Origin of the sequence: Solidesulfovibrio alcoholivorans DSM 5433, assembly GCF_000702665.1 — a bacterium.
GTDB lineage: Bacteria > Desulfobacterota > Desulfovibrionia > Desulfovibrionales > Desulfovibrionaceae > Solidesulfovibrio > Solidesulfovibrio alcoholivorans.
In genome coordinates, this window is sequence record NZ_JNJA01000002.1 from 285403 (window position 1) to 311568 (window position 26166).

22 protein-coding genes are annotated in these 26166 nt (G+C 63.3%); 6 read left to right on the plus strand and 16 right to left on the minus strand.

The window, feature by feature from the left end:
- Nucleotides 1-17: 17 nt before the first annotated feature.
- The gene (locus tag Q368_RS24390; protein WP_084158677.1) at nucleotides 18-3080 is read left to right on the plus strand and encodes a carboxypeptidase regulatory-like domain-containing protein; all 3063 of its coding nucleotides are present in this window, start codon (nucleotides 18-20) and stop codon (nucleotides 3078-3080) included.
- Between the two features lie 169 nt (nucleotides 3081-3249).
- On the opposite strand, the gene Q368_RS0104560 is transcribed toward Q368_RS24390, so the two are convergent.
- Entirely contained in the window at nucleotides 3250-4542 is a 1293-nt protein-coding gene (locus Q368_RS0104560; protein ID WP_029457670.1) for a radical SAM family protein, read from the minus strand.
- A 318-nt stretch (nucleotides 4543-4860) separates the two neighbouring features.
- Between Q368_RS0104560 and Q368_RS0104565 the strand changes: the two genes are divergently transcribed.
- Nucleotides 4861-5691 (plus strand): hypothetical protein, encoded by an 831-nt coding sequence (locus Q368_RS0104565; protein WP_029457671.1) that lies wholly within the window; start codon nucleotides 4861-4863, stop codon nucleotides 5689-5691.
- Between the two features lie 193 nt (nucleotides 5692-5884).
- On the opposite strand, the gene rpsI is transcribed toward Q368_RS0104565, so the two are convergent.
- On the minus strand, nucleotides 5885-6277 hold the full coding sequence (rpsI, locus tag Q368_RS0104570) for a 30S ribosomal protein S9 (RefSeq protein WP_029457673.1): 393 nt from the start codon (nucleotides 6275-6277) through the stop codon (nucleotides 5885-5887).
- Between the two features lie 21 nt (nucleotides 6278-6298).
- Nucleotides 6299-6727: a 50S ribosomal protein L13 gene (gene rplM / locus Q368_RS0104575; RefSeq protein WP_029457674.1), complete on the minus strand. Its 429-nt coding sequence runs from the start codon at nucleotides 6725-6727 to the stop codon at nucleotides 6299-6301.
- A 224-nt stretch (nucleotides 6728-6951) separates the two neighbouring features.
- Between rplM and Q368_RS0104580 the strand changes: the two genes are divergently transcribed.
- The gene (locus Q368_RS0104580) at nucleotides 6952-8208 is read left to right on the plus strand and encodes an HD domain-containing protein (protein WP_029457676.1); all 1257 of its coding nucleotides are present in this window, start codon (nucleotides 6952-6954) and stop codon (nucleotides 8206-8208) included.
- A gap of 21 nt (nucleotides 8209-8229) precedes the next feature.
- Here Q368_RS0104580 and Q368_RS0104585 read toward each other — a convergent pair whose 3' ends face one another.
- The 12 genes from Q368_RS0104585 to Q368_RS0104640 form a co-directional block, all read right to left on the minus strand.
- Nucleotides 8230-8787 (minus strand): hypothetical protein, encoded by a 558-nt coding sequence (locus tag Q368_RS0104585; protein ID WP_029457677.1) that lies wholly within the window; start codon nucleotides 8785-8787, stop codon nucleotides 8230-8232.
- Between the two features lie 355 nt (nucleotides 8788-9142).
- Complete coding sequence (locus Q368_RS0104590; protein ID WP_029457679.1) at nucleotides 9143-10462, minus strand: malic enzyme-like NAD(P)-binding protein; 1320 nt, start codon at nucleotides 10460-10462, stop codon at nucleotides 9143-9145.
- 28 nt (nucleotides 10463-10490) lie between these two features.
- Complete coding sequence (gene gltA / locus Q368_RS0104595; protein ID WP_029457681.1) at nucleotides 10491-11969, minus strand: NADPH-dependent glutamate synthase; 1479 nt, start codon at nucleotides 11967-11969, stop codon at nucleotides 10491-10493.
- Nucleotides 11947-12801: a sulfide/dihydroorotate dehydrogenase-like FAD/NAD-binding protein gene (locus tag Q368_RS0104600; RefSeq protein WP_029457683.1), complete on the minus strand. Its 855-nt coding sequence runs from the start codon at nucleotides 12799-12801 to the stop codon at nucleotides 11947-11949. Before Q368_RS0104600 ends, gltA begins: the two co-directional genes overlap by 23 nt.
- Nucleotides 12802-12836: 35 nt before the next feature.
- Entirely contained in the window at nucleotides 12837-13379 is a 543-nt protein-coding gene (locus tag Q368_RS0104605) for a Fe-S-containing hydro-lyase (RefSeq protein WP_029457685.1), read from the minus strand.
- Nucleotides 13379-14218: a fumarate hydratase gene (locus Q368_RS0104610; RefSeq protein WP_029457686.1), complete on the minus strand. Its 840-nt coding sequence runs from the start codon at nucleotides 14216-14218 to the stop codon at nucleotides 13379-13381. The genes Q368_RS0104605 and Q368_RS0104610 overlap by 1 nt, the downstream gene beginning before the upstream one ends.
- Before the next feature lies 1 nt (nucleotide 14219).
- On the minus strand, nucleotides 14220-14975 hold the full coding sequence (locus Q368_RS0104615) for a fumarate reductase iron-sulfur subunit (protein ID WP_029457688.1): 756 nt from the start codon (nucleotides 14973-14975) through the stop codon (nucleotides 14220-14222).
- Between the two features lie 118 nt (nucleotides 14976-15093).
- Nucleotides 15094-16929 carry a fumarate reductase flavoprotein subunit gene (locus Q368_RS0104620; RefSeq protein ID WP_029457690.1) on the minus strand — a complete coding sequence of 612 codons (1836 nt, stop codon included), beginning with the start codon at nucleotides 16927-16929 and terminating at the stop codon, nucleotides 15094-15096.
- A gap of 16 nt (nucleotides 16930-16945) precedes the next feature.
- Nucleotides 16946-17605, minus strand: coding sequence for a succinate dehydrogenase/fumarate reductase transmembrane subunit (locus Q368_RS0104625; protein WP_029457692.1), 660 nt, complete (start codon nucleotides 17603-17605; stop codon nucleotides 16946-16948).
- A gap of 18 nt (nucleotides 17606-17623) precedes the next feature.
- The gene (dctA, locus tag Q368_RS0104630; RefSeq protein WP_029457694.1) at nucleotides 17624-18991 is read right to left on the minus strand and encodes a C4-dicarboxylate transporter DctA; all 1368 of its coding nucleotides are present in this window, start codon (nucleotides 18989-18991) and stop codon (nucleotides 17624-17626) included.
- A gap of 331 nt (nucleotides 18992-19322) precedes the next feature.
- On the minus strand, nucleotides 19323-22097 hold the full coding sequence (locus tag Q368_RS0104635; protein ID WP_029457696.1) for a PAS domain S-box protein: 2775 nt from the start codon (nucleotides 22095-22097) through the stop codon (nucleotides 19323-19325).
- A gap of 13 nt (nucleotides 22098-22110) precedes the next feature.
- Nucleotides 22111-22572, minus strand: coding sequence for a CreA family protein (locus Q368_RS0104640; protein ID WP_029457702.1), 462 nt, complete (start codon nucleotides 22570-22572; stop codon nucleotides 22111-22113).
- 147 nt (nucleotides 22573-22719) lie between these two features.
- Here Q368_RS0104640 and Q368_RS0104645 point away from each other — a divergent pair, with 147 nt between their 5' ends.
- Complete coding sequence (locus Q368_RS0104645; RefSeq protein ID WP_029457703.1) at nucleotides 22720-23199, plus strand: CBS domain-containing protein; 480 nt, start codon at nucleotides 22720-22722, stop codon at nucleotides 23197-23199.
- Nucleotides 23200-23363: 164 nt separating this feature from the next.
- Here the strand turns inward: Q368_RS0104645 and Q368_RS0104650 are convergent, their stop codons facing one another.
- On the minus strand, nucleotides 23364-24377 hold the full coding sequence (locus Q368_RS0104650) for an HD-GYP domain-containing protein (protein ID WP_029457705.1): 1014 nt from the start codon (nucleotides 24375-24377) through the stop codon (nucleotides 23364-23366).
- A gap of 339 nt (nucleotides 24378-24716) precedes the next feature.
- On the opposite strand from Q368_RS0104650, the gene mraZ reads away from it, so the two are divergent.
- Both mraZ and rsmH read left to right on the plus strand, forming a co-directional pair.
- A complete protein-coding gene (gene mraZ, locus Q368_RS0104655; protein ID WP_029457707.1) occupies nucleotides 24717-25175 on the plus strand; it encodes a division/cell wall cluster transcriptional repressor MraZ in 459 nt (152 codons plus the stop codon).
- 8 nt (nucleotides 25176-25183) lie between these two features.
- A complete protein-coding gene (rsmH, locus tag Q368_RS0104660) occupies nucleotides 25184-26140 on the plus strand; it encodes a 16S rRNA (cytosine(1402)-N(4))-methyltransferase RsmH (RefSeq protein WP_029457708.1) in 957 nt (318 codons plus the stop codon).
- Nucleotides 26141-26166: the final 26 nt, after the last annotated feature.

Here is a 26166-nt window from a genome sequence, read left to right on the forward strand (position 1 = left end):
ATAATGAGGGGTGTGTTATGGCTTCCGCTGGTGACTCTTGTTGGTATGAGATTGGGGAGCTAAAGTTTCATGTCGCAACAGTCACTTTTGTTATTGTTTGGTTATTTGCTGTGCATGTTTTGTTCTGTAGAAACGTGTACGCAGGAACTATATATGAAACCGATAGCAATGCTAATGTGTTGGCAAGCGAAAAGATTTCAATAAATAAAAATGGTATTAATAGTAGTAATAATGAAATTAGATATGGTTATAATGGTTGCAATGGTGAGTATAGTGCCACGCTGGATATGCAGATAACGTCTGTTGAGCCTTCAGTCCCTTCGATAGGAGAAGATGTTACGGTTACAGGAGTATTGAATTACTCAATCCCGACAAGTATTCCTCTGGAATATGCAGGCCAGAAAAGGTTCGGCATTCAGATATCGATTAATACGCTCCAGTATTATATGAAAGAGAGTTGGACAAGCAAGTATACTGATTCAATTCCCTTCAGCATTACGGTTCCAGTCCTGCCTCCTTCGTATTGGTATCAATACAACAGTGAAAGTATTGATATCCGCGGACAACTTCGTATCAGTAATATGGATGGAATCTGCGAACAAGTGGTAGATTTCGCACAACCAATGAATATCTCGGATATTAATGAAAAGAAAATAATCATCAGTCCGGACATGTCACAAACATATGCCGGCGTTCCTGTAGGGACGCCAGTCAATGTTTCATTCAGCGTGCTTGGGAGTGATGGGCAAGTCGATACGTCGTTTAATGATTATGTCGCATTGAGCGCTCCTGTACCTCTTTCCCCGAGCCGTATCAAACTGACGCACGGCGCTGCGCAGGAAAACATCACCTTCTATGAACCGTTCAGACGCGTGCAGATAGAAGCCACGTCGCCGACGCTTTCGGGAAAGTCGAATCAGTTTGCCGTAACCTCCGACAACGATACCGGCTCCCTTGCGGGCGTGATCCGGGACAGTAACGGCGCGGTTGTTGCCAATGCCACCGTCGTCCTCTCGCAAAAGGAGGACGACACGACAGTGGCCATGACGCAAACGGATGCCAACGGCGAGTATAAATTCGCGGCTGTTCCGGCGGGTGAGTATTACATCGACTCGTACGCTTCGGACGCGAACGCCGTGAGGGGCGCTTCCGTCGATACTTCACGCGAGAGCGTCATTATCCCCGTCGGGCATATCAGCGACCATAATATTGTCTGGAGCGATCTCTCCGGATTGCATCCTGTCGTCATTGTGCCGGGCATCATGGGGTCGACGCTCAGTACGGCTGAGTGGATTTATCCTGAGTTGCCGAAGGAAACCATCTCGTGGACAAAGTTGAAGATACTCAATCCTTCCTATACGTTGTTCGGCATCGGTGTTGATGATCCTGTCGGGATCAATGCTTTGTATGCGGCGATGGGGAATGGTTATTTGTTTATGGAGTGTCCCTATGACTGGCGTGATGATATTACGGGGGCACCCCTCAAGGCTGTAAAAGACTGCATTAATGCAGCAAGAAAGTGGACAAACCAATCAAAGGTTGACATTGTTGCCCATAGTATGGGTGGAATTGTTTCGAGGCTTTATATAGAGTCATACAATCTTGATAGTAATAGCCCAAGTGTAGATCGGTTTGTTATGGTTGGTACTCCAAATAAAGGCTCCTCTAATGTTTATTCCGTATGGGAGGGGGGCGATCCTTTTACTGGAGATTTGCTGGCTGAGGATTCATTGTATTTTCAATCAAATACGTTTAATAATTTGTGGAAAAGCGCTTTTGGATCATCACTTTTCGAATTTGAGTTCATTAAATTCTTGAAACCAAAGAAATACAATGCAAGTTTGTCCGATGTTCGTGACTTTACACATGGTCAAATCCCCTCTTCGCGAACTTTGATGCCTATCAGCCTTTCGCAAGGAGGTGCTTGCGTAAATTGTTTAACGAGTTCTGGCGGGGGAACCTTTCCTGTGCAAGCGGTAGGTATGGACAATATTACGCTCTCCCGGATGAATATGAGTCAATATATTCACAATAATAAAGTTGTGCTTGATTTCAGTAAATTGACCAGCTCAGTGAAAACCAAAATTTTCGGAGCAAATGTCGCCAATTCCACAATCGCAAGACTCAATGTGTCCGCTGCGCAGGGGGCCTCAAATCTCTTTCCGGATGGCGTTGCAAAGAGTGTTGCCATGAAAGGTGCAGGCGACGGTACAGTGCTTTACGACAGTGTGTGTCTGCCTGGATTTGATTGTAGTTCAAAAGGTGAAGGAACACATTCCGGATTGATCAAAGTGTTTGCCTCGGATATCGCCGCTTATTTATCAGCGAACAGAAGCAGCAGGCAAAGTGCTCCCTCGAAAGTGTTTCGCGCAGGCCATGTGCAAAGTGTATCCCGAAGAACTGCTACGCCCGCGCAAACATTGACGGCAACGGTAAATGGTGGGGCAGCTGTCAATATCGCGGACGGCCAAAGCCAACGCCTCGGGTATGATGACACTGCCGATACAATCTATCATGGGATAGCAAACGGTTCCATGGTCCGCACTGGGAATACAGCTTCTATTTCCCTGCCTGTGTCAAATGGAAACTATACTATAGACGTTGAAGGGCACAACAGTAAAATCATGTCATTATTGCTTAATTATAAGGATGATTCTGTATATACGACCAAAATCGTCAACCTGTACAACTCAGGATCGCCAGTATCCTTGGGCGTGACGGTTGCGCTTGAAGCTACGGAAAAGTTGGTCGTGAACACGCCGGCGGCGAATAATTTTGAACTCTCGGGTAACGCCAAAAACAATAAATTTGTCTTATCCTGGCCGAGCCAGGGAACTGGCGGCAGCTACAAAATATTCATGAAAGACGATACGTTCCCATACTATCAGGAGATTGCCTCTGTAGGTGGCGATGCTACCACGTATTTAGTCGGCGCAACAGGTGTCGAGAGCGCCATTCGATCGTATGTAGTCACTTATTGTACAACAGAAAGTTCGTGTATCTGTTCCACGACGACGCAAAGCCTCTCCGCTGCACCCCCTGTAGGCGTGGTGGGTGTGCTCAATCTGTTGTTGCAATAGTACGTCTTCTCCCTCCGCTGCGTGACACATCCGTGTTTCGCTATGCGTTGCCAGGAGAACAAAAGGGCTTCCTTAGGGAAAACAAAGCCCGGCGACAGGTTGTCGCCGGGCTTTTCGCACACATGAGGGCGGAGTGCGCCTCCGAAGAAATGGAAGTCAATCGGTGGTATCACGACACGGGCAGCGTCTCCACTACAGGGTTGAAATAGCCGAAGCGCAGCCAGGGGCAGGCCTTGCGCAAGCGCTTGCGGAAGTTCTTGAAGCCCATGGAGGCGTGGCGGGCCGGATCGGCCAGCGCGCCGCTGCCCCGGGCCACGGAAAGGTAGAGCTCAGGGTCCAGGTTCAGGTTGCGCAACTGCACAAAGTCCACGCGGTGTGTGGTGATCAATTCGCCAAGAGCCGCAAGCTCCGCCTCGGTGTCCGAGATGCCCGGGAAGAAGAGAAAATTGAGCGAGATGAAAAGCCCGGTCGCCCGCGCCCGGGCAAGGCTCTCGCGCACGTCGGCGAAGGCGTAGCCCTGGGGCCGGTAGTAGGCTGCGTAGAGGTCCGGATCGGCGCTTGAGAGGCTGGCGCGGATGGAGGTGCCGCCGGCGGCGGCAAAGGCCTCCACGGCGTCCGGCAGGCTCGCGTTGGTGTTGACGTTGACCGTGCCCGTGCCGCCGTTTTTGCGAAAGCGCGCCACGGCATCGCTGATGACGCGGATTTCCGTCAGCGGCTCGCCCTCGCAGCCCTGGCCGAAGGAGAAGACCGGCCGCGCCTCGTGGCGGCCGTGCTCGGCCATGACTTCCACGACCTCCTGGGCCGTGGGGCGAAACGCAATTCGGTTCTGGGTCGAGGGAAAGCCCGAGGACGGGTCCTGGAGCGACAGGCAGCCGATGCAGCGCGCGTTGCAGGCGCGGGAGGTGGGAAGCGGCGCTTCGAAGCGCCCGAGCGCCAGGTTTCGCGCCGCCGGGCAGCACGACGTCAGCGCGCAGCCCGAAAGGTGCTCGATGAGGCGGTTTTTCGGGTACTTGTTGCGCAGCGCCCGCGCGCCCTTGACGATGCGGTCCCTGCTGATGCCGGTAAACACCTGTCGCCGGTCCTCGTCCACCTTGGCCGCGGCCACGACGAAGCGGTCCCCGGAAAATCCCACCGCGCCATAGGCGAAAAGCGGCAGCACCGGCGCGCCCGGATTGGTCGCATAGGCCGCCGTGGCCGAAAGCGTGTGCCCCGGGCAGACGAACGCGGCCACGGCCCGGTCCTCCAGGCGCTCGATCTCCCCGGATTCGGGATCAAATCCCAGGGCGTCACGGCCGGGAAGCAGAAAGAGTTCGCTTTCCGGGGGCAGGGGGATGATTTCGTCCGGCCGCGGCGGTTCGAGCCTGTCGCCCCGGCGCACGAGCATTTCAAGCTCCGGGTGATCGTAGATGTTGCCGTCGTCGTCGGCGAAAACGAGCTTGGGGGCGGGCTTGTGCTCGGCCATGGCGTACTCCTGGGCAGAGGGCTTTGAAGGGGCCGGATGTTCCGGTAGGAATGGGGTGGCGTGCCTGCCGCCGCGCCCCGGGCAAGCTTGCTCGCTACCGGCGGCCGTCCACGGGGGACGGCTGGGGGATACCCGGGAAGAGCGCTTGTGGCAAGGTCTGGCGGCGCTCGCGCCTAGTGTGGTGTACTGTAAAAAATGTGGTAATATTTTTACAGAAAAATAATTAATTCTAACTATTGTTCTCGAAATTCGGACGTACGAATTTCGAGAACACGACACGAGCGGAGTTCCGCCGCGCGGCCGTGTGCGGGAGGGGCCATGTTCAATATTTGTTTCGCCAGCCGGGAATCCGTGCCGTATTTCGCCGAGGTCGCGCGGTTGTTGCAGTACAGCCTGGATGACCTGGGCCATTCCTGCCGCGTTTCGGTGGGCGAGGTCGCGCACGGGGCCGTCAACATCCTGCTCGATTACCATAAGATCCGCAACGGGGAAGTGCTGTACGGCTACCGCTACGTGCCGTTTCAGCTGGAACAGCTTGCGGACGCGGCGTTCTCCCTGCACGAGGAACGCCTCGAGCTTTTGCGCAATGCGTTTTGCATCTGGGAATACTCCGCCGTCAACATGGCGCATCTGCAACCCTACGGACTGCCCGTGCTGCATCTGCCCGTCGGCTGGCATCCCCGGCTGGATATGCTCGACCACGACGCGCCGAAAGACATCGACGTGCTTTTCTACGGGTTCGTCAACGAGCGGCGTAAGCGGGTTCTGGACGCGCTTGCAAACGCCGACGTCAACCTGCGTGTGCTGCAAGGGGTATTCGGCCGGGAGCGCGACGCGTGCATCGAACGCGCCAAGCTTGTGCTCAATCTGCATTACTACGAAACTGGCATCCTGGAGACCGTGCGCCTTTCCTACCTGCTCAATAATGGCGTGTGCGTGCTGACCGAACAGGCGCCGGACAATCCGCTTGCGCGCCTGGGGTTGGCCACGGCTCCCTTCGGGAAGCTCGTGCCCGCCTGCTTGCGGCTTTTGGAAAAAGACGACGCGCGCCGGGAAATCGCCAGCCGCAACAGCCGGCGCTTCGCCCGGGAATGGGACATGCGCCGTCTGCTGCGCCCCGTGCTCGCGGCCATGGCGGCCCGAGGGTAGCGCGACCAGGACCGTATGGGAAAAGCCCCCAGGCGTAGCTGACAGCAGGACGGCGAGGCGGGGGGAGAGAGAAACGGCGGGGCACCGAAGGGCCTGGAACGCGCGCGAAGCCGTGCGGCCGGTCGGCGCAAACGACAAAAAGCGGGACCGCCAAAGCGGCCCCGCCGTAGATGCGTTGGTATCCCCGCGCGGATTAACGCTTCGAGTACTGGAAGCGGGCGCGGGCGCCGCGCTGGCCGTACTTCTTGCGTTCCTTCTCGCGGGAATCGCGGGTGAGCAGGCCGGCTTTTTTGAGCACGCCGCGCAGCTCCGGGTCGAGGGAGCACAGGGCGCGGGAAATGCCGTGGCGCACGGCCTCGGCCTGGCCGGTCATGCCGCCGCCGGCGACGTTGACCTTCACGTCCACCCGGCCGTCGAGCTTGGCCAGCACCAGGGCCTGGCGCACGATGGAAAGCAGGGTGGGACGGGGAAAATATTCCTCGAAAGGACGGTCATTGACCAGGATGCGGCCATTGCCCTTGTACAGGCGGGTGCGGGCCACGGCGGACTTGCGGCGTCCGGTGCCGTAGTAGAATTCGTCGCTCATCGTTTGTCTCCGCGTGGCGGGTTACACGTCGAGGGTTTCAGGCTTCTGAGCCTCGTGGGGGTGGGCCTCGCCGGCGTAGACCTTGAGCTTTTTGAGCATGGCCCGGCCGAGACGGTTTTTCGGCAGCATGCCGCGCACGGCCTTGCGGATGACCTCTTCGGGCTTCTTCGCCAGCATGTCGCGCAGGGAAGTTTCCTTGAGGCCGCCGATCCACCCGGAATGACGATAGTATTTCTTCTGGTCCAGCTTGCGGCCGGTGGTGAGCACCTTGGCGGCGTTGACCACGACGATGCAGTCGCCGGTGTCCAGGTGGGGGCAGTATTCCGCCTTGTGCTTGCCGCGCAGGCGCACGGCCACGGCCGTGGCCAGACGGCCGAGGATCTTGTCCGAGGCGTCGACCACGAACCAGTTGCGGGTAATATCTTTGGGCGTCGGGCTAAACGTTTTCATGACGGCTCCTCTGAGTTGCTCGAAAGAGGAACCGTATAAGCGGCGTGGGGGGGATAGTCAAGACTTTTTTCCGATTGGAACGTCCGGGCAGCCGTCCGCGGATGCTCTGCCCATGCGCGGGCCTGCCGTCAGGGCGCGGTCGTCCGGGGAGGTGCCCAGGGAGGTTGCCCACGGCCGCGGGGCGGGCTAGACTGCCGGGCACGCCGCATCGCCAGGGAGCCCTCATGGTCAGCGTCCGCAAAAGCCTTCTCCAACTGCTCTTCGCCGGTTCCTTCATGAAACGCTGGAACGACAAGCACCGTTCCATGGACCTTGTGGAGGTGGACAAGCAGGCCCATAAGATGATGGTCGCCTGGATGCTCTACGAGCGCAACAGCGCCCATTTGAGCCTGCCGGAAAAACTGGGGCTGGGGCTCGAGATCGTCGAGGGGGGGCTGTTCGAATACCTCTACCGGCTGGTTATCACCGACATCAAGCCACCGGTTTTCTACAAGATCAAGGCCAATCCCGACCATTATGCGCAGCTGACGGCCTGGGTGCTCGGGCAGCTCGAACCGCGCGTGCGCGAACTCGGCGACGACCTCTGGGGCAGGCTTGCGGCCTATCTCGCCGTGCCCGAATCCGACGCTCCGGCGCGACGCATCCTCGACGCCGCCCACCTCTATGCCAGCGGCTGGGAATATTCGCTGATCAAGCGTGACAACCCCTGGGACGACGAACTGCTCGACATCGAGTCGTCGTTCACCGGCGGACTGGCCCGGTTCGCGGACCTTTCCGGCGTGCCGGACCTGGCTGACGGGCTTTTCGCTGGCAAGAAGACCGCGCTCGGGCATTTCGCGAGGCTCCTCGGGCAACTGCGCTTCCAGACTCGCTGGTCCCAGACGCCGCGCATCCCGGAAACCTCCGTGCTCGGGCACATGTTCCTGGTCGCGGCCTACGCCTACTTCTTCAGCCTGGCCGTGGACGCCTGCCCGGCGCGCCGGCTCAACAACTTCTTCGCCGGCCTCGTTCACGACATGCCGGAACTGCTCACCCGCGACATCATCTCGCCGGTCAAGCAATCCGTGGCCCCCCTGGGCGGCATGATCAAGGCATACGAGCAGGCGGAACTGGAGCGGCGCGTCTTTTCCGTGCTGCGCCGTGGCGGCTGCGCCGACCTCGCCGACCGGCTCGGCTATCTGCTCGGCATGGACGTGGGCTCGGAATTCCACGAATCCGTGCGCGAGGCGGACGGCGCGCGGCGCGTGAGCCCGCAGGAACTCCACGAGCGTTGCAACCTGGACGCGCTCGACCCCAAGGACGGCGAGCTGCTCAAGGTCTGCGACAGTCTGGCCGCCTTCATCGAAGCCTATACGGCGCTGCGAAACGGTATCAACTCCGACCAGCTCCAGGGTGCGGTCTGGCGCCTGCGCAACAAGTACGCCAGCACCGTGCTCTTCGACCGCGTGCACGTCGGCGCGCTGCTGGCGGATTTCGACTGAGCCGCTTTCCCGGACGCCGCGCTACGCGCTGCCCTGGTTTTGCGCCATCTGCTGCGCGAGAAATACCGCGCGGGCCTGCTTGAGCTGTTCGAGTTCCGCGTACCGCGGGTCCCTTCGCATCGCCGCGTCATCGACCGTCACTTTGGGCTGGGGAACGGCGTTGAACGCACTCTGCGACATCGCCGTCGACGCGGTGACGATGGACCCGTGCACGGCTGCGGCAATTTTTTCAGCCCGCGCCCGGGCGAGCAACGGGCCGCTTGTTACGCCGGCGCTGGCGTCGGCGCTTTCGATGGCGTCGGCGCAGGCATCCCCCATCGCGTTCGAGGTCTCGACGAAGCCGTGGTTGTCGATTGTGGCGATCACCTTTCCGTTCACGACGATGTCCGCGTATTTCGCATACGTCGGATTACGCGACGTGTCCGGATGTTGGGAATATTCCAGTTCGAGCATCTCCTTTTTCGCAGTCATGATCTGTTGGAAAAGGTCTTCGGGCGCTTCGGCAAGCGGCACCGCTTCGAGTGTGGCGTTTATGGGACGTACGGAGGAAAGATCGATGCGATTACCAGCGTCGGACATGGCAAAATACTCCCTTGCTTTGTGTCTATGCAATACGCCTAGCAAAGGGCATGCCTTGTCCGCGATGCATGGGGGTATCCCTGAAGGGATTGCGCCGGAGATGCCGCAGGGCTCGTCTGCTCGGATGCCGGACGGCCAAAATTCCCCCCGTAGGGGGCCGCCAGCCTGGAGGAATACGCAACAAGCAGGACTGCGTCATGCCCGCGGCGAATGAGAGGGCAAACGAGACGGGATTTACGCCAACGACGTGGCGGCGGTGCTGCTGCCCCTGATCTGAAGCGGGGGTTCGAGGCGGACGCCCCGGCGCGGGAGAACGCGCCGGAGCATCCTTTCTGACCGCGTAGCGGCGTCGCGGTTAGAAATCGTAGTTGTAGGTCGCGACGTAGGCGTCGATGCGCTTGTGCGAAGCGTCGATGCGGGCGCGCAGGTCCTTCTTGTACTGTTCCAGGTCGATGGCGTGCTTGGCCACGCCGGTGTCCATGGCGGCCTTGGCCACGGCCGGGGCCTCCCATTCGAGCATGCGGAAGTCCAGGGCCTTGGGGATGATGTAGTCGATGCCGAACTTCACGTCCTTTTCGCCGTACATGTCCATGACCTCGGACGGCACCGGCTCCTTGGCCAGCGCGGCCAGGGACTTGGCCGCGGCCAGCTTCATCTCCTCGTTGATCTTCTTGGAGCCGACGTCGAGGGCGCCGCGGAAGATGAACGGGAAGCCGGAGACGTTGTTGACCTGGTTGGGGAAGTCCGAGCGGCCGGTGCCCATGATGGCGTCGGGACGGGCTTCCTTGGCCTCGTAGTAGCCGATCTCCGGATCGGGGTTGGCCATGGCGAAGATGATCGGGCTTTTGGCCATGCTCTTGACCATGTCCGGGGACACGAGGCCCTTCTTGGACAGGCCCAGGAACACGTCGGCGTCCTTGAACGCCTCGGCCAGGGAGCCGAAGGCGTGCTTCTGGGCGAACTGGGCCTTGGTCGGATGCAGGCCGGTGCGGCCGGTATTGATGTGGCCCTTGGAGTCGAACATGGCGATGTTGGCCGGATCGACGCCGAGGGCGACGTAGAACCGGGAGCAGGCGATGGCGGCCGCGCCCGCGCCGGAGACCACGATCTTGAGGTCCTCGATCTTCTTGCCGGCGATCTCCACGGCGTTCAATATGCCCGCGCCGGAGATGATGGCCGTGCCGTGCTGGTCGTCGTGGAAGACCGGGATGTCCATCATCTCGATCAGGCGCTGCTCGATCTCGAAGCACTCGGGGGCCTTGATGTCCTCGAGGTTGATGGCGCCGAAGGTCGGCTCGAGGAGCTTGACCGTCTCAATGACCTTCGCCGGGTCCTTGGTGGCGAGGTTGATGTCGTAGACGTCGATGTCGGCGAAGATCTTGAACAGCACGCCCTTGCCTTCCATGACCGGCTTGCCGGCCTTGGGGCCGATGTCGCCGAGGCCGAGGACGGCCGTGCCGTTGGAGACCACGGCCACCAGGTTGCCCCGGTTGGTGTACTTCCACACATTTTCCGGATCGGCGGCGATCTCGAGGCACGCCTGGGCCACGCCCGGGGAATAGGCCAGGGAGAGGTCCTTCTGATTGCGGCAGGGCTTGATCGGCACGGTCTCGATTTTGCCGGTGCGCCAGACGGAATGGTATTTGAGCGCTTCTTCCTTGGTGAAAAGGGCCATGTGTGGTCTCCTCGTATTGGGTTGTGCTCTATGCGTCGGCGGGATCATCCGCCGTTTGGGCCGAGGGCGGGTCGGCCGCGGCCGCGCCGAGCAGGCGTTCGGCGATGGCTTTGGCCGCGCGGCGGCCGGCGCCCATGGCCGAAATGACCGTGGCCGCGCCGGTGACAATGTCGCCGCCGGCGAAAACATTGGGAATCGAGGTTTCGCCCGTGGCGGCATCGGCGACGATGTAGCCGCGGCGGTACGTTTCCAGGCCCGGCGTGGTCTGGCTGATGAGCGGATTGGCCCCGGTGCCGACGGCCACGATGGCCATGTCGGCGTTAAGGACGCAGGTGTCGCCCTGGCAGGCCACGGGCGCGCAACGCCCGGAGGCGTCGGGCTCGCCGAGCATCATTTTCTGCATCACGATCTGCTTGAGCCGGCCGTTTTCGTCCCCGATAAATTCCAGGGGGGCGTTTAAGCACAGGATCTCGAGCCCTTCCTCCTTGGCGTGGTGGAGTTCCTCCAGCCGGCAAGGCATCTCGTGTTCCGTGCGCCGGTAGGCGAGCGACACCTTTTCCGCGCCCAGGCGCATGGCCGTGCGGGCCGAATCCATGGCCACGTTGCCGCCGCCGAAGACGACGACGTGCCTGGCCGGGAAGGTCGGGGTGTCGGCGGCCGGGAACTTGTAGGCCCGGCCCAGGTTGACGCGCGTCAGGTACTCGTTGGCCGAGAACACGCCGATCAGGTTTTCGCCGGGGATGCCGAGAAAACGCGGCAGCCCGGCCCCGACGCCGATGAAGACGGCATTGTAGCCCGCTTCCAGCAGTTCCGGCACGGTGATGGTCTTGCCGCCGACCCAGTTGGTGCGAAATTCCACACCCAGCGCCTTCATGGCGTCGACTTCCTGGCGCACCACGGCCTTGGGCAGCCGGAATTCCGGGATGCCGTAGACGAGGACGCCGCCGACTTCGTGCAAGGCCTCGAACACCGTGACCGGGATGCCGCGCGCGGCCAGGTAGCCGGCGCAGGTGAGGCTCGACGGTCCCGAGCCGATGCAGGCGACCTTCAGGTCGTCGCGGGCCATGGCGCAGGCCGGCCCGCCGGTGACGGTGTCGCAGGCGGACTTGGCCAGGTAGGTGTCGGCCACGAACCGCTCCAGGCGGCCGATGGCCACAGGCTCGCCCTTCTTGCCGAGGATGCAGGAACCCTCGCACTGGTTTTCCTGGGGACAGACCCGGCCGCAGACCGCGGGCAGGGAGTTGGTTTCGCGCAATACCGCGTAGGCGGCGTCGTGGTCGCCGGCCGCAATCTGTTTGATGAACCCCGGGATGTCGATCTCCACGGGGCAGCCCTTGCGGCAGGCGGGTTTCTTGCATTGCAGGCAGCGCGCCGCCTCGGCCGCGGCCATTTCGGCCGTGTAGCCGAGGGCCACTTCCTCGAAGTTGCGCGCGCGGACCCCGGGGTCCTGTTCCGGCATGGCGGTGCGGGGGGTCTTCGCTTTCTTACTTGGAGCATTGGCAGACATGGCTTTTCCTGAACTCCTCGTAAGAGATGCGTTCTTGTTCCTTGAAGGACGTAAGCCTTGCCGCAAGGCCGTCGAAGTCCACCAAGTGGCCGTCGAATTCCGGGCCGTCCACGCAGGCGAATTTCGTCTCGCCGCCCACGCCCACCCGGCACGCGCCGCACATGCCGATGCCGTCGACCATGATCGAGTTGAGGCTGACCGTGGTCTTGACCCCGAACGGCCGGGTGGCCTCGGCCACGGCCCGCATCATGGGCACGGGGCCGATGGCCACCACTTCGGCCACGGTCTTGTCCTGCGTCAGGCGCTCGACCAGGAGGTCCGTGACGAACCCCTTGCGGCCGCAGCTGCCGTCGTTGGTGCTGATGAGGACCTCGGGACAGAAGGAGCACAGTTCGTCGCGGAACAGCAGCAGATCCTCGCAGCGCGCGCCGATGATCGTCACCACATGGTTGCCGGCCAGATGATGGCCCTTGGCGATGTGGTGCATGGCGGCGATCCCGGTGCCGCCGCCGACGCAGATGACGGGCCCGGAGAGCTTGTGGATCTCGGTGGGACGGCCCAGCGGTCCGCACACGTCGAGGATCTCGTCGCCGGCTTCCAGGGTGTCCAGATGGGCGGTGGTCTTGCCCATGATGAGGTACACCAGGGTGATGCTGCCGGCCGACGTATCCGCGTCGGCGATGGTCAGGGGAATGCGTTCCCCGTCTTCCCAGACACGCAGGATCACGAAGTTGCCCGGCTTCGCCTTGGCGGCGATGTGCGGGGCTTCGATGACCAGTTCCGTGGTCTGGCCCGGGATGAGCCTTCGTTTGCGCAGGATGCGGCTTGACATGACAGGTGCTCCGCTGCGCGCCGAATCGGCGCGGCTTAGCCGAGGTTTGGCTTCACGTACAGCTCCCCGCCATGACAGTCGTTTATGACCAGAAGCGGGAAGTCCTTGACCGTCAACTCCCGTATGGCCTCTGGGCCGAGGTCCTCGTAGGCGAGGACCCTGGCGTCGGTGATGCGCTGGGACAGCAGTGCGCCGGCGCCGCCCGTGGCCCCCAGATACACCGCCTTATGCTCGCGCAGCGCCGCCTTGACGGCGTCGTTGCGCTTGCCCTTGCCGATGGAACCCTTAAGCCCCAGGGAGTGAAGCCTGGGAGCATAGGTGTCCATACGGTAACTGGTGGTGGGTCCGGCCGCGCCAATGGGACGCCCCGGAGGCGCGGGGGAGGGACCGACATAGTAGATGAGCGCGCCTTTCAGGTCAAAGGGCAGGGCGTTTCCGGCGTCAAGGGCCTCCACGAGACGCTTGTGGGCGGCGTCGCGGGCCGTGTAGATGTGGCCCGAGATGAAGACCACGTCGCCGGATTTGAGCTGCTCCACATCCGCGTCGGAAAGCGGGGTGGTCAGATGGTATTCGGCCATTAGAAGATGACCTCCTTGTGGCGGGCGCTGTGGCACTGGATGTTGACGGCAAGGGGCAGGCTCGCCAGATGGCAGGGCGCGACCATGATCTTGACGCCAAGGCTCGTGGTCTTGCCGCCAAGGCCCATGGGGCCGATGCCCAGCATGTTGATCGCTTCGAGCAGCTCGTCCTCGAGCTTGGCAATCTCGGGATCGGGATGCCGGTCGTCGAGGGCGCGCATGAGGGCCTTTTTGGAGTTGATGGCCGCGAGCTCGAAGTTGCCGCCGATGCCGACGCCGACGATGGTCGGCGGGCAGGGGTTGGGGCCGGCCTCGGCCACCCTTCCCACCACGAATTCCTTGATGCCCTTCCAGCCCTGGGCCGGGGCGAGCATGGTCACGCGCGACATGTTCTCGGAACCGCCGCCCTTGGCCATCATGCAGATTTTGAGCGCGTCCCCGGGCACGACGTCGAAGTGGATGATGGCCGGGGAGTTGTCACCGGTATTTTTGCGCGTGAAGGGGTCGCAGGAGGACTTGCGCAGGTAGCCGTCCTTGTAGCCCTTGACCATGCCGTCGTTGATGGCCTGCCTGAGGCTGCCGCCCTCCACCTTCACGTCCTCGCCGACCTCGACGAAGAAGACGCCGAGTCCGGTGTCCTGGCACAGCGGCAGGTTGGTGGTGCGGGAGAGTGCGGAGTTTTCCAGCAACTGGCGGAAGATCTCCTTGGCCGCCGGGGCTTCCTCGGCGGCGCTTCCGGCCTCGAAGGCGGCCTGGACGTCGGCGGGAAGCTCGTGGTTGGCCGCGATGCACATGCCGGCCACGGCTTCTGTGATATCGGATGCCTGGATCGTCTTCATGCTAGAAGTCCTTTTTGAGGAACTTGGGCAGGATGTTTTTGACGGCGGCCAGGGCCATTTTGCGGCGCAGCTTGCCGAGCTGTTCCTGGAGCGGGATCTCCTTGGGGCAGACGTCCTCGCAGGCTAAAAGGCCCATGCAGCCGAAGATGCCCTCGTCGGTGCCGACCACGTCGAAGTAGTCCTTCTCGGTGCGCTGGTCGCGCGGGTCGAGGATGAAGCGGGCGAGGCGATTGAGGGCCACCGCGCCGAGGAAGTCCTCGCGCATGAGCGCCGTGCCGCAGGCGGCGACGCAGCAACCGCATTCGATGCAGCGGTCGAGCTCGTAGATCTGCTCGGCCAGGGCGTTGTCCATGCGTTCTTCCTGGGCCTTGGGGTCGAAGACCTTGTCGGTGTGCACCCAGGATTCCACCTTCTGGTACATGCCCCGGAACCAGGTGCCGGTATCGACGGAGAGGTCGCCGACCAGCTTGAAGACCGGCAGGGGCATGAGGGTGATCTCGTCCGGCAGGTCCTTGGTCTTGGTGTGGCAGGCCAGGCCCGGGCGGCCGTTAATGACCATGGCGCACGCGCCGCAGATGCCGGCGCGGCAGCAGAAGTCGAACATGAGGCTCGGGTCGAGCTCTTCGCGGATGCGGTTGAGCGCGATGAAAAGTGTCATGCGCTCGGTCTCGTCCAGGGTGAAGCGGTCCATGTGCGGCGACGAGGCCGTGTCCGCGGGGTTGTACCGGAATATATTGAATGTCAGCGTTCTGCCCATCTTCGTATTCTCCTTACGGTCTTTCGCGCTTGCCCCCATCCCCTATCGGGGAGGTCCAGGAGGGGCACCCCCTCCTGGCCGCCGGAGGCATCTTCATCTTCCCTCTTCCCCTCTCCCTTTACGCCTCCTTGGGCGCGTCCATGGGGATGATCTTGCCGCCGCCGTAGCCGCGGTCGCCGGGGGGCATTTCGAAGACCGAGGTTGCCGGTTCGTAGTTGAGGGTGGGCAGGTCCGCGCCCGGGGCCCAGGTGGCCAGGGTGCGCGTGAGCCAGTCGCGGTCGTTGCGCGCGGGGAAGTCCTCGCGGGTGTGCGCGCCGCGCGATTCGGTACGCGTAAGCGCGCCGTAGGCCACGCACAGGGCGAGCTTGACCATGCCTTCGATCTTGAGCGCCATGGCCAGCTCGGGGTTGGCCCCCTTGCCGCTTGAGCGCAGGCCGACCTTGCGGGCGCGCCCGAGGATTTCCTGGAGCTCGGCCACGCACTTCTCGAGGTCCTTGCCGTTACGGAAGATGCCGGCTCCCTTCATGATGGAGTCGAACATGGCGTTGCGCACGGTGTAGGGGTTCTCGCTGCCGTTTTTGCAGGCGATGAGGTCCGCGATGCGGGCTTCCTGCTTCTGCATGGCGTCACGGATGGCGGCCGTGGAGAAGGTGGTCTCGGTGCCCTTGAGGAATTCCACGACCTTGCCACCGATGAGCATGCCGGCGACGACGGTTTCGGCCAGGGAGTTGCCGCCCAGGCGGTTGAAGCCGTGCATGTCCCAGCAGGAGGCTTCGCCCGCGGCGAACAGGCCCTTCAGGCCATAGGCCGCGCCGTCCTTGTTCGTGCGCACGCCGCCCATGGAGTAGTGCTGGGTGGGGCGCACCGGGATGAGCTGATGCACCGGGTCCACGCCGAGGAAGGACTGGCAGATCTCGTCCACCTCGCGCAGCTTGGTGCGGATGTGGTGTTCGCCGAGGTGGCGGATGTCGAGCCAGAGGTGGTCGCCGTAGGGGGACGGGACGCCGAGGCCCTTGCGCATGTGCTCGGTCATGCGGCGGGAGACCACGTCGCGCGAGGCGAGTTCGGCCTTTTCCGGCTCGTAGTCCGGCATGAAACGGTATTCGTTCTTGTCGAGCAGCGTGCCGCCGTCGCCGCGGCAGCCTTCGGTAACCAGGATGTCCGTGGGCACGATGCCGGTCGGGTGGAACTGCACGGCTTCCATGTTGCCAAGGGAAACCACGCCGGTGTCGAGGGCGGTGATGAGGCCGCCGCCGTCGCAGATGACGGCGTTGGTGGACTCCCTGTAGATGCGGCCGAAGCCGCCCGTGGCGATGAGCGTGGCGCGGGCGACGTAGGCGGTGAGCTTGCCTGTTTTCAGGCAGCGGGCGATGGCGCCCATGCAGGTGTCGCCGTCGTGAATCAGCGCGATGGCCTCGATCTTGTCCACGACGTTGACGCCCATCTGGGCCGCCCTGTTATCCAGCGTATAAAGGACGCAGTGTCCTGTCCCGTCGGAAGTGTAGCAGGTGCGCCACTTGGCGGTGCCGCCGAAGTTGCGCGAGTGGATCAGCCCCTCGTTTTCGGGTTTTTCAAAGGCGGTGAAGGGCTTGCCGCCCTTGTAGTAGGTTTGTTCGCCGGGCACGACGCGGTTCCAGGGCACGCCCCAGAAGGCCATCTGGCGCATGGCGATGGGCGCGGCGTTGACGAACAGGCGGGCGACCTCCTGGTCGCAGCCCCAGTCCGAGCCCTTGACGGTGTCGGCGAAGTGGACGTCGGGGCTGTCGCCCTCGCCCATGGCCGAGTTGCCGAGGGCCGCCTGCATGCCGCCCTGGGCGGCCGAGGAGTGGGAGCGCCGCGCCGGGACGATGGACAGGCAGATGACGGAGAAACCATTGTCGGCCGCTTCGATGGCCACGCGTTCGCCGGCCAAGCCCGCGCCGATGCACAACAGATCGGTTTGAATGATATTCATGGTCAGGCGTCCCCCTCTAGTGAAGCGGCAGGAAGTAGTAGCGCAGAAGCGACAGCAGGCCGATGACGATGAAGATGGCGGTCAGAAGATTTTCCTTCTTCTTGATCACCCAACGCCCCGGCCGGTCGAGGAAGCCCCACTTGACCAGGATGCGGTAGAAACCGATGCCCACGTGCAGTTCGACCATGGGCAAAAGGAACAGGTAGAAGACGAACCAGAACCCGGTCTGGATGCGCGCGGCGGATTTTTCGGCGGTGATCGGCAGGTTGGTGAGGACCACCCACATGTGGATGCCGCCCATGATGAGGATGCCCATGGCCGTCGTGGCCTGGATCACCCAGAGCCAGGTGTCGGTGTGGCGCATGCGCTTGGCGTTGGCGAGCATGATGCGCTGCTGGCCGGTGGCGAAGGGAATCTTGCGCGCGGCCAGGACGAAATGGAGCAGGAAGGCCAGGAAGATGAGCGGGCCGCCGACCTGCGCCATGTAGGTGGCCTCGAAAAACCAGGCCAGGGCGTTCATGACCCTGGGCCCGAGCAGGATGCTCGACACCAGGATCAGGTGGCACCACATGAAAAGGATGAGCGCCGCGCCGGTGAGCATTTGCAGCCAGTCGAGATAGGCCGACAGCTTGCCGACGGGCAGGCCCTCGTGGGTCGCCGTGCTGGGTACGGACATCGTTTCCCCTCCGTCCTGTTAGGGTTTGGTGTTGGCGGCGACAGTAGCAGCTTCCGCCGACTCTTCAAGAATGAGCATATCTTCCGGGTCGTCGGCGTACTCGTCGTCGTTGCCGGAGAGCACGGCCGCGAGCTTGCGTTCGTCCAGGGCGTTCTCCCACTTGGCCACGACGATGGTGGCGATGCCGTTGCCGATCATGTTGGTGATGGCCCGGGCCTCGGACATGAAGCGATCGACGCCGAGCAGCAGGGTGAGCGAGGCGACAGGAATGTGCCCCACGGTTTGCAGCGTGGCGGCAAGCGTGATGAAGCCGCCGCCCGTGACCGCGGCCGCGCCCTTGGAAGTCAGAAGCAGAATGCCCAGCAGGGAGAGCTGGTGGCCGATGTCGAGCGGCGTGTTGGTGGCCTGGGCCAGGAACACGGCGGCCATGGTCAGGTAGATGCAGGTGCCGTCGAGGTTGAAGGAGTAGCCCATGGGCAGGCACAGCCCGACCACGGACTTGTCCGCGCCGGCGTTCTCGAGCTTGGCCATCATGCGCGGCAGGGCCGCCTCGGACGAGGAGGTGCCGAGCACGAGGAGGATTTCCTCCTTGATGTAACACAGGTAGCGCCACAGGGAGAAGCCGGCCAGCCTGCAGACCACGTAGAGCACGCCGAAGATGAAGATGATGCAGGTCGAGTAGACGCCGAGCATGAGGTAGAGGAGCTTGAGCAGCGCGTCGGCTCCCTGGGAGGCCACCACGTAGGCGATGGCCCCGAATGCGCCAAACGGCGCGAAATACATGATGTAATGGACGACCTTGAATAATCCCCTCGAGAACTCGTCTATGATCTTTACGAAATTCTTGGCTTTCTCGCCGAGGTTGGCCAGGGCGACGCCGAAGAGGATGGAGAAGAAGAGCACTTGCAGGATATCGCCCTTGGCGAAGGCGTCCACGACCGAGGTCGGCACGATGTTCATGAGGAAGTCCACGGTGGACATCTTCTTGGCCTTGCCGGCGTAGGCCTCGACCTTGGCCACCTCGGTCTGGTTGGACTGCATCTTGGCGGCGTAGTCGTCCATGCCCGCGCCGGGCTTGTACAGATTGACGATGACCAAGCCGATGGCCAGGGCGAAAAGCGTCATCGTCCAGAAGTAGAGCATGCACTTGATGCCCACGCGGCCGACCTTGCCCATGTCGCCCATCTTGGCGATGCCCGTGACCACGGTGCAGAAGATGATCGGCGCGATGATCATCTTGACCATGCGGATAAACGCCGTGCCGAAGGGCTGCATGCTTTCGGCGAAGCCCTTGGTCGCCGGGACGAGGCCGAGGATGATGCCGGCGACGATACCGAAGATGACCCAGAAATAGAGGGATTTGTAAATGGCTTTGTGGCCGCTCATGGAGGCTGCTCCTTCCTCGGGGCCCCGCGGTCAACATGGCCGGGGGGTCGGTTTCGCGCCCTTCGGGGGCGTTGCCGTTTGCGCCCGTACGCCACCGTCGTCGGCGCGTCCGTGTGACGCCGCCGCGCGGGGCCAGGCGAGCCCGTGTGCGATGGCCGACTAAGGGCAATGATCGTGCCAAACGCAATATTCGGCTTCGACTTTATTTTCTGTTTTAAAACGGAATGTTGGAATGGAGAGTCGCGCCAAAGCCCGAGGGAGGTGTGGCGGAATAGTGTGGCGTTTGCGCCACATATGGGGCGTAAGACTGTGGCGCACGCCACACTTTGGCTCAGGCGACGCCCAGACGCTCCATGTTGCGATAGAGCGTGCGGCGGTCCACGCCGAGCAGCCGCGCCGCCCGCGACCGGTTGTCGCCGGCCTCGCGCAGGGCGCCGAGCACCGCCTCGCGCGTGAGCCCGCCCCGGCGCGGCGGGGCAGGCGCGTCGACGTCGCGCCGGGGCGCGGGCGCGAGCAGGTCGGGCGGCAGGTGCCCGGGCTCGATCTCGCCTGCGCGGCACAGCACGCAGGCATGTTCCATGGCGTACTTGAGCTCGCGCACGTTGCCCGGCCACGGGTAGGCCATGAGCACGCCCATCACTTCCTCGGACAGGCGCGAGATGGTCTTGCCGAAGCTGGCCGCGAACTGGCGCATGAAGTGCTCGGCCAGAAGCGGGATGTCCTCGGTCCTGTCGCGCAGCGGCGGCAGGCGCACCTCCACCACCTTGAGCCGGTAGTAGAGGTCGGCGCGGAAAAGCCCGGCCCGGATGCGTTCGGGCAGGTCCACGTTGGTCGCGGCGATGACGCGCACGTCGGCCTTGCGCGATTTGGCCTCGCCCACGCGCTCGAACTCCTTGCTTTCGAGCACGCGCAGGAGCCCGAGCTGGAGGCGCGGCGAGATGTCGCCGATTTCGTCCAAAAAGATCGCGCCGCCCTGGGCCGCCTCGAACCGGCCGACCTTGTCGCGGATGGCCCCGGTGAACGCGCCGCGCACGTGGCCGAACAGCTCGCTGCCGAGCAGTTCGTCGGAAAGCGCGGAGCAGTTGACCTTGACCAGCGGCTTGCGCGAGCGCGCCCCGCCGTAATGGATGGCCTCGGCGGCGAGCTCCTTGCCCGTGCCGGATTCGCCCGTGACGAGCACGGTGGTGTCCACATCGGCGAGCTGGTCGAGCACGGTGTAGATGTCGCGCATGGCCTTGGATTTGCCGATCATGCCCCGGTGGCCGTGCAGGTCGGTCAGGCGCTTTTCCAGGTCGGCCAGGCGTGTGATGTCGCGGATGATGAGCACCGCGCCGTCGAATTCCCCTGTTTCGCTGGTCAGCGGCATGGAGTTGATGACCACGACGCGGCCCGGGTTTTGCCCCTTGCACTCCACGCGGTATTCGATGACCGGCTTCTGGGTGGAAAGCGTCTCGCGAAGCGCCGCGAAGCAGCCCCGGCGGCAGGCCCCGGCCACCACCTGCTGCCCGCCCGGGCCGGTCTTGATGTCGCCGACGAAACAGACGTCGGTGAGCGGCCGGTTGGTGCGGATCACGCGCATGCGCGTGTCCACCACCACGAGGGCGTCCGGGATGGCGCGAAAGACCGCTTCGAGGTTTAAGCGCAGGGATTCCTTTTCGGCCAGAAGCGCGCGCATGCCGGCCTCGGCCTTGACGCGCTCGGTCACGTCCTGGACCATGGGCATGAAATAGAGCGGCCTGCCGGCCACGTCGCGGATCAGCCGCACGGACAGGTGCACCCAGACGATGCCGCCGTCGCCGCGCACGTAGCGCTTGTCGATCTCGTAGCGGTCGAATTCCCCGGCCAGCAGCCGCTCGGCCCAGGCGATGGTCTCGGGCACGTCCTCGGGGTGGGTGACCTCGAGCATGGACTTCTCGAGCAGCTCGCTCTGGGCGTAGCCGGTGATGCGCGCCAGGGCGTCGTTGACGCGCAGGAAACGGTAGTCGAGCGAAAGGATGCTCGCGCCGATGGGCGACTGGTCGAAGGTGCGGCGGAACTTCTCTTCGGATTCGCGCAGCACGTCCTCGGCCCGCTTGCGGTCCGTGACGTCGCGCACGATCCACACGCCGTGGTCCGGGCCGCCCTTGTGCGGGAAACCGCTGGCCGAGACCTCCAAGGGGATGCGCGTCCCGTCCGGGCGCAGGCCCGAAAGCTCCCCGCGAAAGCGGCCTGTGGCCCCGAGGCAGGCCAGCGCCCGGGCCAGGGCCCGGTCTTCGTCGTCGATGACGCCCGAAAGCCCGGCGAGGGCGAGTTCGGACTCGGACAGACCGAAGATGCGTTCGGTTTCGGGGTTGGCCGTGAGGATGTTGCCGGCCGCGCCGCACAGGATCACGCCGTCGATGCTGCCGGTGACGATGGAGCGGTAGCGCTCCAGGATGTCGTTGTAGGCTTCCTCGGCGCGTTTTCGCGCCGTGATGTCGATGTTGAGCCCTTCGATGTAGCGCACCGCGCCCGTCTCGTCGCGCACCACGCGGGCGGCCTGGGAGATCCACTTGACCGTGCCGTCCTTGCGGTAAAATCGCGTCTCGAGTCCCGTCACCTGGCCGTCTCGGGCGAGCCCCTCCAGGAGCTTGTCCCGGTCGGCCGGGTCCACGTAGAGTTCCTCGCGCAGGTCGGTGAGCGCCGTGATCATGTCCTCTGGGCCGGTGTAGCCGAGGATGCGGGCCAGGGCCGGGTTGACGGACAGGAAGCGGCCCTCGGGGCTCGACTGGAAAATGCCTTCCACCGCGTTGGTGAAAAAGCCCTCGTATTTGTCGAGCTCGCCGACGAGCCCGGTCATGTCGGCCAGGCTGAAGACGTAGAGCGGCTCGCCGCCGAGGCGCAGCGGCCGTTTGGACAGGAGGAACCAGCGCGGCGAGCCGTCCGCGGCGTCGCGGCGCACGAGGCGGCCCTGCCCGGCCGGCGGGCTGTGGATGGACTCCGAAAGCCCCAGGGCGCGCCATTTCGGCGCGCTTTCGCCGGCCAGTTCGAGGTCGAGCATCCGGCGGGCTTCGATGTCGGCTTCGACCACGAGCCCGTCGTCGTCGACCAGGACCACGCCGACGGTTACGGGATCGCGGCTGGACATGGGGCGCGGCGCGTTAGCGGATGACCACGGTGGAGATGGAGTTTTTGGGTGAACCGGACACGATCTTGCGGCTCACGGCTAAGTAGATCAGCGCCTTGCGCTTTTCGTCGAAAAAGCGCGTGACCTGGGTGTCCTTGAACAGCACCGAGGTCCCTTCGGAAAACACCTTCTTTTTCTTGGGGAATTTTTCAGGAAGGACCACCGCGCAAGTCTGGCGGCAATCCAGAGAGAACTCCGAGGGATCCTCGGCCAGGCCCACGGCCCCGGAGATGCCGCCGGTGCGCGCCTGGCTCATGTAGCAGGTCACGCAGGGCACTTCGGGGTCGTCGAAGGCGTTGACGCAGACCTTGTGGTTGGCGCCGAGCAGCTTCCATTCGGTGGTGACGCAGTCGATTTCTTCGGCAAAGGCCGGCAGGGCGGCCAGGGCGAGCAGCGAAAGCAGGGCGAAAAACGTGAAAAGGGCGCGGGCGCGCATGGGAAACCTCGCAGGTTGGCGGATACGGACATCGCGTGGCAAGATACGGCAAAACGGCCCGCCGCGCCAGAAAAAGCCGGCCGCTTCCCTTTCCAATCCGGGCGAAGCCGGGTACCCTTGGCGCACCACGCCAGCCGGAGAGAGCCCATGATAAGCAAACGCGCCTTTGACGCCTTGCGCACCGATGTCGTTGCCGTCGATGCCGAGGAGGAATTGTCCGCCGTGGCAGACAAGCTGCGGGATCATTTGAAGAAAAGCCCGGATATGGACGCCGTGGCCGTCATGCGCCGGAGCCGGTTCTGGGGCGTGGTCAGCCTGCGCACGCTGCTTGCCGACATCAACGACTGCGCCCTGGAGGCGAGTCTGCGCACGAGCCTCGGCGACGACGATTTCGAGGAAACCTACCGCGCCGCCTGCCGCCACTGCATGTCGCGCAAGGCCGCCGAGGCCGCCCGCCGCGACATCCCCCGCGTCGCCCCGTCCGATCCCCTGCACCTCGTGCTCGACGCCATGATCAAGGCCGACAGCCGCTTCGCCGCGGTCATCGAGGGCGAAAGGCTGCTCGGATTCGTGCCTCTGGGCGAGATCTTCCGCGAACTGCGCCTCGAGTGCGCGCCTGCCGGCTGAGGTCGCAGAGACCGTCTGCGCCGGCCGACATGCCGCGAAACCCCGGGGTCTGTCCGGAGTTTCTTTTTGCATGCGAGCGCCCGTTGCCGCCGCTGTTCCCTGAAGGCCCTGGCGGACCCGGTGGGAGAATGTGGGAAAAGTGGGAAGCAGGTGGGAAGGCGGCCCTATTTCGTCCCGGCCAGGAACGCGAGCAGCCGTTTGATGTGGTCCGCCGGGTAGCGCCGGCTTTCCTCCAGCAGCTTTTTGGCCGCGGCGAGCGGCTCCATGGCCGGGGCGTAGATGCGCTTGCTGGTCATGGCGCAGTAGGAATCGACCACGCCGGCGAGCAGCCCGGTCTCGGAAATGTTTCCCATGCTCAGCTTCTGCGGATAGCCCGAGCCGTCCAGGCGCTCGTGGTGTTCCGACACGCAGCGCTCCATCTCCGGGAACTTGATGTCGAGCCGGGAGAGCATCTCGTAGCCGGACATGGTATGACACCGGATTTTTTGAATTTCATCGGGCAAAAGGGGTTTCGTCTTGTCCCGGATGAGGGCCGGCACCCGCGTCATGCCGAGGTCGTGCAAGAGCAGTCCCAGCACCGTGCGGTCGAGAACGGTGCGGGCGTTTCGCGCGTCGCGGAAGCCGTCCGCCTGGGCGGCCAGGAACAGGTGCAGGCCGAGCAGGGTACAGTTGACCGCGTGGTTGGCCAGGCTGTGCGTGCCGTAATGCCGCTTGGCCAGGGCCTTGGAACGGTGGAAGTCCTGCCAGACGTATTCCGTCAGCACCAACGCGTCGTCGCGCACCTTGTCGTAGACCAGGCGCACGGGCTGGTCGAAGAACGCTTCCATGCGCCGCGTGAGCGCGATCTGGAAGATGTCCGCGATTTCGGATTCGGTCAGGTGCTTGTCGAGAAGCACCAGGTCGAGCTGGTAGCTGATGTGCTTGACATAGACGGGATGGTCGTCGCGAGAGACAAAGATGACGCCTTCGGCGACGAGGTCCGCCAACTCCTGCGTCTGTTCTTTTGAAAGCCGGTCGCCGACCTTGTAATAGGACGTTATCCGCCCGACGTTTTCCAGAAAACGGTAGATGTTCAGCGGGGGACGAAACTTGCTGAAACTCTGCAGGATGTCCGGACTGATCTGATAGTATTCTTCTTCCAGTCCGGCCGGAATGTCCAAACTCGCCCTGTCGCGCATGCTGCCCTTCCGTGGGTGCTTCTTGACGTCCACACCATGCCCGCGCTCCCTACGCCGGCTTCCGCAACGCGTGTCCCTCCAACGTCTTACCCCTAACGACTGCGGCAGCCTTCTGGCAAGGCTTGCGCCTGCCGACAACCGAACCCCTTTTCCCCTATGCCCGCTTCCTGATTTTTTATCCAGTTTTTTCGAGGAGTTTTTCGGCGGTCCGGAGCGGCGAACCCAGGTTTTGCGCGGATTTTGGGGCGTGGGTGGTTTCTTCTTGACACTCCTGGGCTATTGATGGAGAAAATGTGGGAAAAGGTGGTAAGAAGTGGTGAGCCGCCGTAGCGAGGACGCGTGTTCCGAGGCCATTCCTACCGCAGCCTGGACCCCAAGGGGCGCTTGATGCTGCCGCCCGAGTACCGGGAGGAGGTCTTGTCACGTGTCGAAGACGGCCGGATCATGCTCACAAACAACTTCGACGGTGCCGTCACCGGCTACCCCATGGACGTCTGGGTGCAGGTGGAGGCCAGCTTCGCGGAGGGCAACAAGCTCGACCCGCGCATCCGCGACCTGGAGCGGTTCCTCATCTCCGGGGCCATGGAGGTGACGCTGGACAAGCAGGGGCGCATCCTGGTGCCGCCGTACCTGCGCACTTACGCGCAGCTGGACAAGGATCTGGTGCTCGCCGGCGTGGGCGAGAAGTTCGAAATCTGGAACCAGACCAAGTTCGAAGAGCGGCGGCGGCAGGTGGGCCTGCGCATCGACGCGGATCTGGCCGCCCTGGCCGACCTGGGCGTCAAGATCAAGCTCTAGGCCCGCCGATGTTGTCCGCGCCCGTACACGTCCCGGTCCTGCTCAAGGAGGTCCTGGAGTTCCTGGCCATCCGGCCGGGCATGAAAATTTTGGACGCCACCACAGGGCTTGGCGGGCATTCTAGGGGGATGCTCGAAGCGGCCGGGGGCGATGCCTGGCTGCTCGGGCTCGACAGGGACAGGGAGGCCCTGGACGAGGCCGGGCGGCGCCTTACGGCATACGGCGAGCGGGTGCGCCTCGTGCGCGCGCCGTTCAGTCGGTTCCCGGCGGCCCTGGCGGAGGCGGGGTGGGAGAAGGTCGATGCCGCATTGCTGGACGCGGGGGTGTCCTCCTTGCAGCTCGACGACCCGGAGCGCGGCTTCGGGTTTTTGCACGACGGCCCCCTGGACATGCGCATGGGGGCCGAGGACGGCGGGGAGAGCGCCGAAGGGCTGGTCAACCTGGCGTCCTTTGCGCGGCTTCGGGACCTCATCCGGGAGTACGGCGAGGATCCGCAGGCCGGGCGCATCGCCCGCGCCATCGTCGCCGCCCGGGAGGAAGCCGCCATCACCACCACGGCCCGTCTGGCCGAGATCGTGGCGGCGGCCTACCCGGCCAAGTGGCGGGCGACGGCCAGGCAGCATCCGGCCACCCGGACGTTCCAGGCCCTGCGCATGGCGGTCAATGACGAGCTTGGGGAGTTGAAGGAGTTCTTGCGGGCCATTCCCGACCATCTCGCCCCGGGGGGGCGGGTGGCTGTGATCTCCTTTCATTCCCTCGAGGACAGGATGGTGAAGCACTCCTTTCGCGCGGAGGCCACGGACTGCGTGTGCCCGCGCGAACAGGTGGTGTGCGTGTGCGGCCACAGGGCGCGCTACCGCATCCTGACGAAAAAGCCCGTCATGGCCGGCGAAGAAGAAGTGGCGGCCAACTCGCGGGCGCGAAGCGCCAAGCTGCGGGTGGCCGAGCGGCTGCCGGACGCCTGAGGGGGGCGTGCGGCGCGACGCCGACG